Source organism: Falsihalocynthiibacter sp. SS001 (genome assembly GCF_042445055.1).
Classification (GTDB): Bacteria; Pseudomonadota; Alphaproteobacteria; order Rhodobacterales; family Rhodobacteraceae; genus Falsihalocynthiibacter.
This window is the reverse complement of record NZ_CP170339.1, coordinates 481,900-497,197: the sequence shown is the minus strand read 5'-3', so window position 1 is coordinate 497,197 and position 15,298 is coordinate 481,900. Positions and strand designations below refer to the sequence as shown.

Genomic DNA, 15,298 nt, shown 5'->3' with positions numbered 1-15,298 from the left:
CGCTATGCCATGACCAAGCAGTTAGGAGCACCCCATGCCAAAAGACGGCCAGATAACACAAAGCACCACGCCAGAAGTGTTGATTGAGGACATCCTCCCATTGTGCGAGTCCGCGCTCTCTTCTGTCGCGCTCCTAGTCAATCAGGCTAAAGCCAATCTCCAGAGCGCAGTAGCGCGCGATGGACGTGTGAGCGCCGAACTGCTTGAGCATCATCAACACCAAGCACACTGTTTTGCTTGGTTCGCGACTTATCACGCTGCGCTGACCCAAATGCACCGCTGGGCAGACGCATTAACGACGGATGGAAAGTTCGGCGAAATCGAACGGTTAATCCTTCAGATCGGTTTTGGCGAATACTTGATTCAAATTCTTGGCGGCATTCCGATGAGCCAAGGCGAAATGGCCCGCTTGCAGGACCTAGGCATCCTATCGGATGCCCCGCGCACGGCGGCGGTAGAGAAGCTAACGGCCCAAGGCAACTCTTCCGCCGCCCGTGCGCGGCTTGTGGAGCTAATGATTGCAAACACCGGCCACGCTACTTTCGGCGCCACCGGCCTTGACGAAGACCTCGAAATGATCCGCGAACAGTTCCGTCGCTTCGCCGACGAACGTGTCGCCCCCCATGCGCACCAATGGCATCTAAAGGACGAACTGATCCCGCTTACCGTACTAGATGAAATGGCGGAGATGGGCGTTTTCGGCCTGACCATTCCTGAAGAATACGGAGGTTTCGGACTGTCCAAGACAAGCATGTGTGTCGTAAGCGAAGAACTCTCTCGCGGCTATATCGGTGTCGGAAGTTTGGGAACGCGCAGCGAAATCGCGGCAGAGCTCATCCTCTGTGGCGGCACCGAAGAGCAAAAACAAAACTGGCTTCCCAAGATCGCCAGCGCCGAGATCCTGCCCACCGCCGTATTCACCGAGCCAAACACAGGTAGCGACCTTGGCTCGCTGCGCACCCGTGCGGTGAAGGATGGAGAGATATACACGGTCACTGGCAACAAAACATGGATCACCCACGCAGCGCGCACGCACGTCATGACATTGCTCGCACGTACCGATCCCAATAGCACCGACCATCGCGGCCTCTCGATGTTCCTCGCGGAGAAAGAGCCCGGAACCGATGAAATGCCCTTCCCGACCGAAGGTATGAGCGGCACAGAGATCGAAGTGCTGGGTTATCGCGGCATGAAGGAATACGAGCTTGCGTTTGATGGCTTCAACGTTGACGGCGCCAACTTGCTCGGAGGAGAAGAGGGCAAGGGCTTTAAGCAGCTCATGCAAACCTTCGAAAGTGCCCGCATCCAGACAGCCGCCCGTGCAATCGGGGTTGCGCAAAACGCGCTAGAGGTCGGGATGACCTACGCGCAGGATCGCAAGCAGTTCGGCAAGAGCATCATCCACTTCCCGCGCGTATCAGGGAAACTCGCAATCATGGCCGTCGAGATTATGATCGCTAGACAGCTTTCCTACTTCGCCGCCCGAGAAAAGGATAACGACCGGCGCTGCGACCTCGAAGCAGGGATGGCGAAACTCCTCGGAGCGCGGGTGGCATGGTCCGCTGCGGATAATGCACTCCAGATTCACGGCGGCAACGGCTTTGCGCTGGAATACGAGATCAGTCGCATCCTCTGCGATGCCCGTATCCTCAACATTTTTGAGGGCGCCGCCGAAATCCAAGCTCAGGTCATCGCGCGCCGTCTGCTTAGCTAAGCTTATACTTCAGCGCCCGCTGGATGAACTGCGAAACACAGTCGGCATGAATATCGGCCGCCCGACGAAACACGACCGCACGATTGCCGTCATACTCTAGCACGTCCGGAAACAACGCCCGAAACTCGCCAACAATGGTCGTTTGACAATGCACGAGGAGGGCAAACCCACCATCCGTCGCCGCCAAGCGAACGGGCGTTCCTACATTTGCCCGCTTCGGCACATAGGACGGCTGCCCCCATTTGAGTGTCTCACTCACTTCTCCGATACGCGCCTCCGCGGTGGCAACATCGAAGATCATCGCGCGCAGCTGCAAGAGACCCGCGCGGGTGTCGGGCTCAAAACCGCCAAATACTTTTGCGATGGCTGGGTCGGAGAATGGAGGGGGCATGCTTGTCATACCTCTTTGGAGCAAATCCCAAAGCGTCACACAAGAACGAAAAAGCTCGGGCCATTACAGCCCGAGCAAGTTTTCCACGACTTTACCTAATTAGGTTAGCCTTTGGAGAATTCTGGATATGCTTCCATCCCAAGCTCAGCAACATCGAGACCTGTGATCTCTGCTTCTTCGCTTACGCGGATACCCATTGTGACTTTCAGGATGAACCAGAGCGCACCGGAAGTAACCACTGTGAACAAGCCTACAACAACGATGGAGTAGAGCTGTGTGCCCAAGGACGCGTCGCCGTTTGTGAAGACAACCGCGATAGTGCCCCAGATACCTGCGATAAGGTGAACAGGGATCGCACCAACAACATCGTCGATCTTCAACTTGTCGAGCATTGGAACAGCGAACACAACGATCACACCACCAACAGCACCGATGAGCGTTGCTTGACCCAATGTAGGAGTCAAAGGTTCTGCTGTGATTGCAACGAGACCAGCAAGCGCACCGTTCAGTACCATTGTAAGGTCAGGTTTTTTGTAAAGCGCTTGTGTCAGCAACAGAGCCGCGATCACACCACCAGCAGCCGCTGCGTTCGTGTTAGCGAAGATACGCGAGATATCCGCAACATCACCGACCGAACCCATTGCAAGTTGCGATGCGCCGTTAAAGCCGAACCAACCCAACCAGAGACAGAATGTCCCCAGAGTAGCGAGTGTCAGGTTAGAGCCGAGCATCGGGATAACTTTGCCGTCTTTGTATTTACCGATACGTGGCCCAAGGATAAGAGCACCAGTAAGAGCAGCCCAACCACCAACAGAGTGCACAACAGTCGAACCAGCGAAGTCAAGGAAACCAGCTTCGTCAAGGAAACCGCCGCCCCATTTCCAGGAAGCCTGAATTGGGTAGATGATTGCTGTCAGAACGATCGTAAAGATCAGGAATGGCCATAGTTTGATACGCTCGGCAAGAGTACCGGAAACGATAGAAGCCGTCGCCGCACAGAACATCAACTGGAAGAAGAAGTCCGAACCAGTCGAAGCATAGCCATAATCGTCTGCGCCTTCGGCAGTGATACCAACCGCCTCAAGTACACCCGGGCCAAATACGCCGGAAATTACGCCATCAACCGACCATGTACCGAGTGGGTACATCAAGTTATAGCCGATCAAATAGTAGAAGATCGCCGCCAAACTAAAGAGCGCCATGTTCTTTGTAAGCTGCATAGTAACGTTTTTGGAACGCACGAGGCCCGCTTCAAGCATACAAAAGCCAGCAGCCATCCAGAAAACCAAGAAGCCACCGATAAGGAACAGCAGCGAGTTGAGGATGAAAACCGAATCCGTAGGTACAGCAACCGCGGCCTCCGCGTCCTGTGCGAAGCCGGCAAGAGGCAACAAGGCTGCCGTCGCACTCAGCGGGATGAGTTTAGTAAGTTTCATGATATTGTCCTTTGTCGAATCCCGCGTCTACAGCGCGTCTTCGTTGGTTTCGCCAGTCCGAACGCGCACCGCTTGGGCAACGTCCAGAACGAAAATCTTGCCGTCGCCGATCTTGTCGGTTTTGGCTGTTTTCTGAATTGTTTCAACCACTTGGTCTGCCATTGCGGCCGAAACAGCGATTTCCAATTTTACTTTTGGTACGAAATTCACCGCATATTCTGCGCCACGGTAGATTTCGGTATGGCCAGATTGCGAGCCGAACCCTTTGATTTCAGTAACCATCATGCCCCGAACACCAATCGCGGTGAGTGCTTCGCGCACTTCTTCGAGCTTGAACGGTTTGATTGCTGCGATAATCAGTTTCACTTCGTTCCCCTTCGATCATCAGACCCCAAGCACGTGCCAAAGGTCTGCGCTTCCGTGGAAACAAAAGGCGCCTAGATAGTAAGCGGATCAAGGAATCAGCGGGCAATCCACGCTCAGATCACTGGGTAACTGCACAAAAAATGCACAAATTGTGCGTTGTGATTAAATTTTACGCAAAATGTAAATGCGAATCGCGGACAAGATGCCCGTTACAATCTGATCTGGACGCGATAAGTTAGGATAAACAAAGCACCAAAAGAGTGACAAATGAGCGGTTCAGGTTCCAAGCGCCCCAAGTTGGTGGCAGAAAAACGTTATGGCGCAAAGAAGAGCGCACCAAAGAAGGCGGCCACTAAAACCGCCAAGCGCAAACCCGCGCCCAAACGCCCTCAAAAAGCGGCGAGCAAGCGTAGACCTCCCCGTAAGGCAGCCGTTAAACGCAACCCCATTAGCCGCCTGTTCCGTTGGATTGGCCGCGTATTCTGGGGCTTCACTTGGCGTATTGGTGCGATTGGTGCCGTGCTGGTAGGGCTGGGTGTGCTGTTCTATTATTCGACTCTTCCCGATCTGGAGAAGCTCGTTGATGGCCGCACGCGCGGATCGGTGACGCTTCTAGATCGTGACGGCAAGGTATTCGCATGGCGTGGTGACCAATTCGGCGGAATGATTACGACCGAAACCGTTTCGCCGCACCTCAAAAATGCGGTGATCGCTACTGAGGACCGACGCTTTTATCGGCATCTGGGCGTTTCGCCACGTGGTATTGCGAGTGCGATCAAAATCAACCTGAGCGAAGGCCGAGGGGCACTTTCCGGCAACGGCGGTTCGACCATCACTCAACAAACCGCCAAGCTGCTCTGTCTTGGTGTGCCGCACGACCCTAAGAAGATGACCGAGCGCGAATACGAGGCCGATTGCCGCCGTGGTTCGCTCGTTCGTAAAGGTAAAGAGGCGCTGTATGCGATGGCGCTTGAGCTTAAGTTCTCGAAGAATGAAATCCTTACGGTTTACCTGAATCGTGCATTCCTTGGCGCAGGTGCGCGCGGTTTTGAAGCGGCAAGCCAACGCTACTTTAACATTTCGGCGAATGAGGTCTCCCCTGCACAGGCAGCGATGCTCGCAGGGCTTCTCAAGGCGCCGACTCGTTATGCTCCGACAAACAACCTCAAACGCAGTCAGGACCGCGCGCTTACGGTTCTGAAACTCATGGAAGATCAGGGCCTACTCACAAGCGCGCAGGCCGCCAATGCTCGTGCGAATCCCGCGACGCTTTCCGACGCGGCCAAGGCGCGCGCTGGTGGGTATTTTGCCGATTGGGTTATGTCCGAGGGGCCGAGCTTCCTAACGCGGGACACAACTGAGGACGTCATTATTCAGTCGACGCTTGATCAACGCATCCAGCGCGCTGCCGAAGCAGCCCTGAAGCACATCTTTGATACTAAGGTCAAAGAAGGGTCCGAAGCAGAGGCCGCAATTGTTGTGATGTCCGCTGATGGCGCAGTTCGCGCAATGGTTGGTGGCCGCGACACAACCGTAAACGGTGCGTTCAACCGCGCCACTCAAGCGTCACGCCAAACAGGTTCGGCGTTCAAGCCATTTGTCTACGCGGCAGCGCTTGATCTGGGGTATTCCTACAACGACTATGTGAATGACGCCCCCCTTACGATTAACATTCCGGGATCGGGGCCATGGTCGCCAGACAACTATGACCACAAGTTCCGTGGTCGCGTCACATTGACCGAAGCGCTTAAACGCTCGCTCAACATTCCAGCAGTTCGGATTTCTGAAAGCGTTGGCCGCGAAAACGTTCGTACAGTCGCCGAGATGTTCGGCATTCAAAGCGACCTCGCCGCAGGTCCTGCGCTCGCGCTTGGTGCCTCCGAGAGCACGCTTCTCGAGATGACAGGCGCCTATGCGGGCATCCTGAACGGTGGGCGCAGCGTAACGCCATACGGACTGTCAGAATTGCGCCTACAGGGCGATGTCGAGCCGCTGATCGGACAGGATGGCGGTATGGGCGAACGCGTCATTACCAAGGCAGCGGCTGAACAGCTTATCTTTATGATGAACCAAGTCGTCGCATCCGGAACCGGAACACGCGCCCGACTTGAAGGACGCGAAGCCGCTGGCAAAACGGGCACTACACAGGCCGCACGCGACGCATGGTTTATCGGCTTTACGGCGGATTATGTCGCCGGTGTCTGGATGGGCTATGACGACAACAAGCCCCTTTCCGGTGTCACGGGGGGCGGTCTCCCAGCCGAAATCTGGCAGGAGACAATGCTACGTGTTCATGAAGGCCTGCCTGTATCGCCGCTTCCAATGATTCAGGGGCAGGCACCACAGCCCTACGTCGAACAGAGAACGCGCCAACAGCCAACGAACCCGCTAGAGCGCGGCGCGAGCAAGATCGACAATCTGCTAAATCAGATATTCGGCGGCAATTAACTTAGTGACTTCAACTGAGCGATTGTTTTGTTGAGGTCGCCACGATTGGCATCAATCATAGAACCAATCTCGGTGCGCTCCGTGAGGAGCATATTGATGCCCTCGACGAACATATTGAAGAACAGGTGCTTGCCCGACTTGTCGGAAACAAGGAACTTTACCTCAAACGGTGCTTCACCACGCATATGCGCCGTTGTCTTAACTTCGATGAAGCTTTTGACCTGCTTGGCGCTATCGACCTCAATGCGGCCACCGATGAACTGACGGAACTGGCTTCCGTATTTCCGTGCAATATATGTCTCGAACGCTGCGGTGAATTGCTTCAGCTGCGCAGGAGAAGCACTTCTCGCCTCTACACCAAGCGCATATCGCGCAATCGTGGGCACATCTGCATAGGTCGCAAAGATACGTTGAAAATCCCCATACATCGCGCGCTCTGATTTGCCGGACTCGATGACCCTATTGATGTCGGCCACAAGGGCCGTGACCAGGGTTGTCGATTTCTCAACCGAAAGCGCGAAGGATGCGGGCGCAGTTGCCAGCCAGAGACTTGCGGCGGAAATACCGCCTAAAAGTGTGCGTCGCGTTACGGCATGAGTCATAGAATTGATAACCTCTTATTCTGTATCACAAGACTCAGTCGAGTCTGTCGGATCGGCGTATGGATCAGCATATGGGTCATCATATGGGTCTGCATAGCCATTTGAACAACCATCTTCGCTCGGGGCAATTTCCTGCCCAAGTTCAAAGCGGCGGTTCTGTAGATAGATCATACGCGTCTGGGCATAGCTGTCCGCGCTTTCCTGAAAGAGTTGATCTACCGAACTGGAATACCGGAAGCGTTTATCCAACTTGGCCCCCAACAGCGCCAACAAACCAACCGCCGCATAACGGCCACCATCGATATAGAACATCGGATTGGTCGCGAAATCCACGGTCGATCCAACCGCATCCCGCTGCGTTGTCGGCCCGAATAACGGCGCCTCAAGATAGGCCCCCTCACCGAAGCCCCAAACAGAGAGTGTCTCGCCAAATCCGGTGCTGTCCTCATAGATCGCCATATCCGAAGCCAAATCAAGCAGACCACCCAGCCCGAAGGTCGTATTAATAAGCAAGCGCGTACCGTTCTGGGCAACGCTCCCTAAATCGAGCTGCAGGACACCGTTTGCAACCATCGGAACAAGCGCAAGGTTATCCGAGAAGTTTGTAACAACAGAACGGACCTCTTGCGGCACTTGCCCATAGCTGTTGGCCATCGGACCGAGGATACTTTGATCCGAGCTCTTGGTCCGCTCATGTCGAACGCGGTTACCCGCCTCATAGGGGTCGTAAATCTCGCCAGTGCGCTCTGGATGCGCACATGCCGCGACAGACAATACAGAGACCAAAAGCAGGCATCGGCGAATATTTAAAATCTTTGGTAAAAACACGACATCTCTCAACGAGTTATTTGTACTTCTAATCCAATTAATAACATCACCACAGACGTCCAACCACCGTTGATCGCCCACTATGGTGAGGCTTTCGGGGTACAATGCACCTTGTCGAATTGCAACTGCAACAGGCAAATACTGAGATGTGAAAAGAGATGACCAAAGCCATAACATGCGCTGGAAAACATGAACTAAGTGCGGCACTTCGCGCAAATCGCCCTGTAATGTGGGCGGTCGCAGTGTTCAGTTTCTTTGTTAATCTTCTCATGCTGACAGGCCCGATATTCATGCTGCAGGTGTATGATCGCGTCCTTACCAGCCAGTCACAGGAAACGCTCGTCGCGCTATCACTTATCGCAACGTTTCTGTTTGTTTGCATGGGCCTACTGGATTACGCCCGCGGGCGGATTATGGCATGGGCAGGTGCAAATTTTCAGAAAACGATGAGTAAGCGGGTTTTTTCTTCGGCTCTGAAGCCCCCGAAATCATCTGTCCAGAACCAGAAGGCGGAAACCGCTATTGATGATCTGGATGCGGTGCAATCCTTCCTCTCCTCCAATACTGTCACGGCCTTATTTGATATCCCATGGACGCCATTTTTTCTGCTGCTGGTTTTTGCATTTCATCCGTTGCTTGGCGGAATGGCGCTTGTGGGCGCATCTATCCTCATCCTGCTCGCGCTTGTGAATCAGTCCGGAACCAAGTCAATCGCAACCTCCGCGAGCTCCGAGGCGCAGAAGGCGGCACAACAATTTGCCGACTGGCGAAATGAGGGGCGTGAGGGGCAACAGCTTCATCATCAGGTCGCAGAGCGATGGATGGCCCAGCGCGACCTTGCACAGGATCAATTGGAGGTGCTCCAAAAACGCACTGGTTCGATTGCGGTCAGTGCCAGAACATTTCGGCAGTTCCTACAATCCGCGATGCTCGCGCTCGGAGCACTCTTAGTTATCTCAAACCAGCTATCGGCTGGTGCTATGATCGCCAGTTCAATCCTGCTCGGGCGCGCCCTTCATCCGCTAGAGCAGGTGATCGGCGGGTGGCCACAAGCCCAGCGCGCCAGAGCTGGATGGCGCTCCCTCGCGGAACTTCTAGCAGCATGCCCCCCGCAGCAAGTCTTGACTGAATTGCCAGCACCGATCGCACATCTTGGCGTGGACAACCTAGCGGTATCACCACCAGGACATCATCAACCGACCCTAAGAAACATCAGCTTTTCAATCAAATCAGGCCAAGCGATGGGTATAATCGGGCCCTCAGGCGCTGGGAAATCCACACTCGCCAAGGCCATTATCGGTACGTGGAAACCCCTTCATGGCCAAATTCGCCTTGCTGGGGCGGCGCTTGAACAATACGGCGACATCGAAAAACATATCGGCTACCTCCCGCAAAAGGCCCGTCTATTTAGCGGCACAATCGCCGAAAACATTGCACGCATGGCGCCGGAATATAAGGACGAAGATATCATTCAAGCTGCCCAAGCCGCTGGCGCCCATGCCCTTATTCTCTCGCTGCCCGAGGGATACAATACGCAGGTTGGCACAGGCAACCTCTCGGGCGGCGAAGTGCAGCGAGTTGCCTTGGCCCGCGCATTTTATCAGCGTCCACCGATACTGGTACTGGATGAACCGAATGCGAACCTCGACCACGATGGCACCGTAGCGCTGAACTCCGCCATCCGTCGCGCCAAGCATCTAGGAGCCGCCGTTATCGTCATCGCCCATCGACCTGCGGCGCTCAGCGAGTGCGACACGTTACTTGCCCTTGACCAAGGACGCATGACCGCGCTCGGCCCCAAGGACGAAGTGCTGCACAACTTAATAAGCCAAATCCGAAAGGATGCCGCTTGATGGGCCCTACGCGCTATACCCTGCTCGGCGGACTTACTGTTCTCATGCTCGTGTTCACCGGTTTCATCTGGGGCACACAAACGCGCATTACCAGCGCGATCATCGTTCAGGGTCAGGTAGAGTTCGACGAAGCACACCAAATCGTACAACACCCGACAGGTGGCAAAATAGAGCATCTACACATAAAAGAGGGTGCCCCTGTCCAACAGGGGCAGCCGTTAGTCACATTGGAAGCCAGAACTCTCATCTCTGAACGTGACATCGTTAATTCCCGCCTTCAGGTCACCCGCACATCAATCGCGCGCCTTCTAGCCGAAGAGAGTGGGGCCGCAACGATTAACCTTGCCGATGACACGCTCGCGAAGAGCACCATCGCGCGAATTCAAACCCAACTCTTTGAGACGCGACGCATTCAACACGCGGCGGCTCTTCAACAAATAAACAAGAAAAAGCAACAAGTTAAAGATCAGCTAAGCGGCATTGCAGCACAGCAAACATCAACCGCCAATCAACTCTCCCTAATTCAAAAAGAGATGAAAGCGCAGACCACCTTGCGCGACAAGGGGCTCGCAAGTGCCGCGCGCATCCTTTCAATTCTGCGCGAAGAGGTCGCCCTTCAGGGGCGCCTAAACGAGCTAATTGCTATGGAAGCGGAGGCCAATACACGCCTAGAGAGTCTGGAGCTTTCGATTGAAACCCTCAAAATCGCGCGAAGAGAGGAGGCAGCCCGTCAGCTACCGGACCTATTCCAATTGGAACGCAAACTTGTCGAAGAGCTCGCCACGCTGAACAGAAACTTAGAAGAGTTAATTATTCGCGCACCGACATCGGGTACGGTCTTTGCGCTGCAAACTCCGTTAAAAAATGCGATCATCAACCCTGCTAGCCCACTGATGTATATCGTTGGTAAAGACGCTCCGCTCTCAATTACCGTTCGGATCAAACCAACTGACATCGCGCAGGTTCACACTGGCGCACGGGCGGTACTACGCCTGCCGTACTTTGACAGCCCCGCCAGTCTTAGCGGGATTCTTAGCGATATATCGCCAGACCTTATGCGGGACAAAGCAACGGGGCAGGGTTACTATCGCGGTTCGATCATACTCTCTGCCGACATTGTGAAGTATATCTCGACCAACGGATTAATGAGGCCCGGTATGCCGGTCCAAGCATTCCTGACATCCTCAGAGCGCGCACCTCTTTCGTTCCTCATCCAGCCCGTTGCGGATTATTTCAACAAGGCGATGCGCGAATCCTAATCCGGTCTTTTCCTTTGTCAGTATCCCCGCTACCGTCCGCCCGAACTTAATCTAAAGGACTGTCTCATGAGCGGTATTTTCGAAAGCAAACTCGCAGAACTCGGCATCACACTTCCTGATGCACCCGCACCCGCGGCCAACTATGTTCCGAGCGTTCGGACAGGCGATACGCTCTATGTATCTGGCCAGATCGCGATGAAAGACGGCGAGTTGGTTATCGGCAAGCTCGGAGAGAACATCAGCGTCGAGGAAGGTGCCGCCTGTGCGAAATCATGCGCTATTTCTCTATTGGCGCAAGTAAAGGCCGCCTGTGGTGGCGACCTTGATCGTTTGGTACGCGTCGTGAAACTGGTGGGTTTTGTAAACTCGACCAGCGATTTTGGACAACAACCCGCTGTGATTAATGGCGCGTCCGATTTCTTGGTTGAGGTTTTGGGCGACGCAGGACGCCACGCACGCTCCGCGGTTTCGGCAAACGCGCTTCCATTCGGAGTTGCTGTCGAGATCGAAGGCATTTTTGAAATTCGCTAAGATGACTCCCGTGCTCCCAAAATCATTTCTGGATCGTCCAATCGCGCATCGTGGTTTGCACGATATCAAGAACGATCGGCCCGAAAACAGCCGCGCCGCTTTTGAGGCCGCGATTGAACGGGGGTATGGGATTGAGTTGGATCTCCAGCTTTCCAAAGACGGTCATGCCATGGTTTTTCACGATTATGACATGGCCCGCCTTACGGGTGCACACGGAGCAATCCAAATGCGCACTGCTGAGGAGCTTTGCGCAACTCAACTACTTTATGGGATGGATGAAACGATCCCTCGTTTTGGCGATATCCTTGCTCTGGTAGATGGCCATGTGCCACTCTTGGTTGAGCTTAAGGATCAAGATGGCGCGATGGGCAAAAACATTGGCGCTCTGGAACGTTCGGTCGCCGAATGCGCGAAATCCTACCGTGGCCCAATCGCCTTTATGTCGTTTAATCCACATTCCGTCGAAGCTCTCGCGACGTTGCTACCGAACCATCCGCGCGGGTTGACCACTTGTGTGATGGACAAGATCGAAGCGCCGCACACGCCGCCGCTCGAGCGTCAGCGCCTCACTGATATTTCTCATTTTGAACAATCTCAAAGCAGCTTTATCAGCCACGACCACAACAGCCTAGATCTCCCGCGCGTCCAAGAGCTTAAATCACAGGGCGTTCCTATTCTTTGCTGGACGATCAAATCACCGCAAGCCGAGGAAAAAGCGCGTAAGGTTGCCGATAATGTGACCTTCGAAGGTTACTTGCCCACTTGACCCTCGATGCTCACACGCCATGCTAAAGTCACCATTATCCGCAGGTTTACGAGCATATGAACGCGCCGATTGAAATTCAGGTCCATCCAACGCTTTCCGATATCTCTGCGCAGGATTGGGATGCTTGCGCATGTCCCGAGGCCGCGAATGGCGCTCGGCCAAACGATCCGTTCACGACCTATCGTTTTTTGAATGCACTTGAGGAAAGCGGCTCCGTTGGAGGCAACAGCGGCTGGCACGGACGGTATTTAACGGCGCATCAAGACGGCATGATGATCGCCGCGGCGCCGCTCTTTGCCAAATCGCACAGTCAGGGCGAGTATATCTTTGATTTCAACTGGGCTCATGCCTACGAGAATGCTGGCGGCGCATACTATCCGAAACTCCAACTCGCGGTTCCGTTTACACCAGCTACGGGTCGACGCTTTCTTACGCGGCCTGGGCACGAAGTTCAGGGACGCTCCGCACTCATCCAAGGCGCGGTTCAACTTGCCAGCGAGAATAATCTTTCCTCGCTGCACATCACGTTTTGTACCGAGAACGAGGCCGCATTTGGCGAGGAAATCGGGCTCATGCCCCGCACGAGTCAGCAATTTCATTGGTTGAACAATGACTATTCCGACTTTAACGATTTCCTCACGAGCCTGTCGTCACGCAAGCGCAAGAACATAAGGCGAGAGCGCGCCACTGCGCAGGGTTTCGGCGGTGATATTGTGCAGTTTTCTGGCGATGAAATACAGCCGCACCACTGGGATTCCTTTTGGGAATTCTATCAGGATACCGGTGCGCGCAAATGGGGGACGCCCTACCTTACCCGCAGCTTCTTTGACATCGCACAAGAGACCCTGCGCGACGATATCCTCTTGGTCCTTGCGTTGAAGAACGGCAACCCGATTGCCGGCGCAATGAACATGATAGGTTCGCGAACGCTTTTCGGGCGGTATTGGGGGTGTATCGAAGACCACCCCGCGCTCCATTTCGAACTCTGTTATTATCAGGCAATCGACTATGCTATTGCCCACGGAATGATGCGGGTCGAGGCAGGTGCCCAAGGCGAGCACAAACTGGCACGGGGTTATTTGCCAACGCCAACATATTCGTTGCACTGGATCGCGGATGCGGGTTTCCGCCGCGCAGTCGATCAGTTTCTGCAAGCAGAAGCCAAAGCAATCGGCGAAGAGATCGAGGTGCTAACCTCCTACGGTCCCTTCAAGAAAGACACCCCTCGCACCCCATAATTCGTTTACAAGTAGTCGCAGTAGCTTGTATTCCCGAACGTGCTTGCAACATGGAAGGGCTCTCGGATGGCACATATTATTGTTATTGGCGCTGGCCAAGCTGGCGCGTCGCTTGTCGCGAAACTTCGCAATGATGGATTTGATGGCGAAGTGACTCTAATTGGTGGCGAGCCTGAAATTCCCTATCAGCGCCCTCCCCTTTCCAAGGCCTACTTGCTAAACGAAATGACCAAAGAGCGGCTGCATCTGCGGCCGGAATCGTTCTACCATGAGCACAACATTTCGCTTCGTTTGGGAGCGGATGTGGATGCAATCGATACGGCCAACCAGACCGTGTCGGTGGGTGGCGAAACGCTCTCTTATGATCAACTTGCCCTGACAACAGGATCAAGCCCACGGCGTCTTCCAGCACAGATCGGCGGCGATCTTGAGAACGTATTTACCGTCCGAAGCCTCGCAGATGCCGACGCAATGGCACCGCATTTCCGTAACGGCGCACGCCTTCTCATTGTCGGCGGCGGGTATATCGGGCTTGAAGCGGCGGCGGTTGCGTCAAAGTTCGACGTTGAAGTCACTTTGGTTGAAATGGCTGACCGCATTCTTTCGCGTGTCGCGGCAAAGGAAACCTCTGATTATTTTCGGGCGCTTCACAAATCGCACGGCGTGAATATCCACGAGGGCAAGGGCCTTAAGCGGCTATTGGGTGAAAAGCATGTCACTGGCGCGGAGTTCACGGATGGCACCCAGCAGGACTTTGATTTCGTGATTGTTGGCGTCGGTATCATGCCTTCCACTTCACTCGCCGAAGCAGCAGGAATCGAGATCGACAACGGCATCAAAACCGACAATACGGGCCGCACCAGTGCGCCGAATGTCTGGGCAGCAGGCGATTGCGCATCGTTGCCGCTGAACGATGGGCGCATTCGTCTCGAGAGCGTTCCTAACGCCATCGACATGGCGGAAATTGTTGCCGGAAACATGATGGGCGCCTCGAACGAATATATCCCCAAGGTATGGTTCTGGAGCGATCAATATGACGTCAAACTGCAAATCGCGGGCCTAAATACTGGCTACAACCGTATCGTTACCCGCAAAGGCGAGCATGAACACGCCATGAGCCATTGGTATTTCAAGGACGATAAACTATTGGCGGTCGATGCGATGAATGACTCGCGCGCGTACATGATTGCCAAGCGTCTCATCGAGGCTGGGAAATCTCCTGATATTGCGGCGATCGAGAACCCTGAAACCAACCTCAAATCCCTCCTCAAATGAGGATTATCGCGGGGGCTCAGAGGGGGCTTAAGCTCGCCGAAGTTGGCAAAGGCGATACAGATGCCCACCTTCGGCCCACCACCGACCGCATTCGCGAGAGCCTCTTCAATGTATTGAACGGCGGAGCATACGGGCGCCCGATCGAAGGCGCGCGTGTGCTTGATCTCTTTGCGGGGACGGGCGCGCTCGGGCTTGAAGCGCTCAGCCGTGGTGCTTCTCATGTCACATTTGTCGACAACGGACGCGCCGCGCAAAAGCTCCTACGCGAGAATATCAAGCTCACGCGGAGGGAAAACGACTGTACTGTTTTGAAAACACCCGTCACGGAATTGGGCAAGGCACCGCAGGCGTGCGATTTGATATTCCTCGATCCGCCCTATGGACAGAACCTCGGCGGCGAAGCGCTTCTGGCGGCGCAAATCGGCGGCTGGATTGCTTCGGATGCGTTGATTGTCTGGGAAGAAGATGCGCCCGTCTTGCCTCCCGCTGGGTTTGAGCGGCTAGACGCGAGGCGCTACGGCAATACGCATATAACCTTCATCGCTCCGACGTCATAGTAAACGCCGCCCCACGACAGGGCGGCGTAATGAC

At 54.6% G+C, this 15,298-nt stretch carries 14 protein-coding genes; 9 read left to right on the top strand and 5 right to left on the bottom strand.

Going from position 1 to position 15,298, the window contains the following annotated elements; all coding sequences use genetic code 11:
* The first annotated feature begins 34 nt into the window (after positions 1 to 34).
* Positions 35 to 1,714 carry an acyl-CoA dehydrogenase family protein gene (locus tag ACFE33_RS02380; protein ID WP_380056401.1) on the top strand — a complete coding sequence of 560 codons (1,680 nt, stop codon included), beginning with the start codon at positions 35 to 37 and terminating at the stop codon, positions 1,712 to 1,714.
* On the opposite strand, the gene ACFE33_RS02375 is transcribed toward ACFE33_RS02380, so the two are convergent.
* From ACFE33_RS02375 to ACFE33_RS02365, 3 genes are all read right to left on the bottom strand, one after another.
* A complete protein-coding gene (locus ACFE33_RS02375; RefSeq protein WP_380056399.1) occupies positions 1,707 to 2,105 on the bottom strand; it encodes a DUF1801 domain-containing protein in 399 nt (132 codons plus the stop codon). The genes ACFE33_RS02380 and ACFE33_RS02375 overlap by 8 nt on opposite strands.
* Positions 2,106 to 2,209: 104 nt before the next feature.
* Positions 2,210 to 3,541, bottom strand: coding sequence for an ammonium transporter (locus ACFE33_RS02370; protein WP_380056396.1), 1,332 nt, complete (start codon positions 3,539 to 3,541; stop codon positions 2,210 to 2,212).
* Between the two features lie 27 nt (positions 3,542 to 3,568).
* Entirely contained in the window at positions 3,569 to 3,907 is a 339-nt protein-coding gene (locus tag ACFE33_RS02365; protein WP_380056393.1) for a P-II family nitrogen regulator, read from the bottom strand.
* A gap of 267 nt (positions 3,908 to 4,174) precedes the next feature.
* Between ACFE33_RS02365 and ACFE33_RS02360 the strand changes: the two genes are divergently transcribed.
* Positions 4,175 to 6,355, top strand: a complete 2,181-nt coding sequence (locus tag ACFE33_RS02360) for a transglycosylase domain-containing protein (protein ID WP_380056390.1) — start codon at positions 4,175 to 4,177, stop codon at positions 6,353 to 6,355.
* Here ACFE33_RS02360 and ACFE33_RS02355 read toward each other — a convergent pair.
* Positions 6,352 to 6,957, bottom strand: coding sequence for a phospholipid-binding protein MlaC (locus tag ACFE33_RS02355; RefSeq protein WP_380056387.1), 606 nt, complete (start codon positions 6,955 to 6,957; stop codon positions 6,352 to 6,354). The two genes, ACFE33_RS02360 and ACFE33_RS02355, sit on opposite strands and share 4 nt — an antisense overlap.
* Positions 6,958 to 6,972: 15 nt before the next feature.
* The gene (locus ACFE33_RS02350) at positions 6,973 to 7,731 is read right to left on the bottom strand and encodes a VacJ family lipoprotein (protein ID WP_380056384.1); all 759 of its coding nucleotides are present in this window, start codon (positions 7,729 to 7,731) and stop codon (positions 6,973 to 6,975) included.
* A gap of 212 nt (positions 7,732 to 7,943) precedes the next feature.
* Between ACFE33_RS02350 and ACFE33_RS02345 the strand changes: the two genes are divergently transcribed.
* The 7 genes from ACFE33_RS02345 (at position 7,944) to rsmD (ending at position 15,264) form a co-directional block, all read left to right on the top strand.
* Positions 7,944 to 9,638: a type I secretion system permease/ATPase gene (locus ACFE33_RS02345; protein WP_380056381.1), complete on the top strand. Its 1,695-nt coding sequence runs from the start codon at positions 7,944 to 7,946 to the stop codon at positions 9,636 to 9,638.
* Complete coding sequence (locus tag ACFE33_RS02340; RefSeq protein WP_380056378.1) at positions 9,638 to 10,897, top strand: HlyD family type I secretion periplasmic adaptor subunit; 1,260 nt, start codon at positions 9,638 to 9,640, stop codon at positions 10,895 to 10,897. Before ACFE33_RS02345 ends, ACFE33_RS02340 begins: the two co-directional genes overlap by 1 nt.
* Positions 10,898 to 10,963: 66 nt before the next feature.
* Positions 10,964 to 11,428 (top strand): RidA family protein, encoded by a 465-nt coding sequence (locus tag ACFE33_RS02335; protein WP_380056375.1) that lies wholly within the window; start codon positions 10,964 to 10,966, stop codon positions 11,426 to 11,428.
* 1 nt (position 11,429) lies between these two features.
* Positions 11,430 to 12,194 (top strand): glycerophosphodiester phosphodiesterase family protein, encoded by a 765-nt coding sequence (locus ACFE33_RS02330; RefSeq protein WP_380058637.1) that lies wholly within the window; start codon positions 11,430 to 11,432, stop codon positions 12,192 to 12,194.
* A 56-nt stretch (positions 12,195 to 12,250) separates the two neighbouring features.
* The gene (locus ACFE33_RS02325) at positions 12,251 to 13,432 is read left to right on the top strand and encodes a GNAT family N-acetyltransferase (RefSeq protein WP_380056372.1); all 1,182 of its coding nucleotides are present in this window, start codon (positions 12,251 to 12,253) and stop codon (positions 13,430 to 13,432) included.
* 66 nt (positions 13,433 to 13,498) lie between these two features.
* A complete protein-coding gene (locus ACFE33_RS02320) occupies positions 13,499 to 14,707 on the top strand; it encodes an NAD(P)/FAD-dependent oxidoreductase (RefSeq protein WP_380056370.1) in 1,209 nt (402 codons plus the stop codon).
* Entirely contained in the window at positions 14,704 to 15,264 is a 561-nt protein-coding gene (gene rsmD / locus ACFE33_RS02315; protein ID WP_380056367.1) for a 16S rRNA (guanine(966)-N(2))-methyltransferase RsmD, read from the top strand. Before ACFE33_RS02320 ends, rsmD begins: the two co-directional genes overlap by 4 nt.
* Positions 15,265 to 15,298 lie beyond the last annotated feature (34 nt).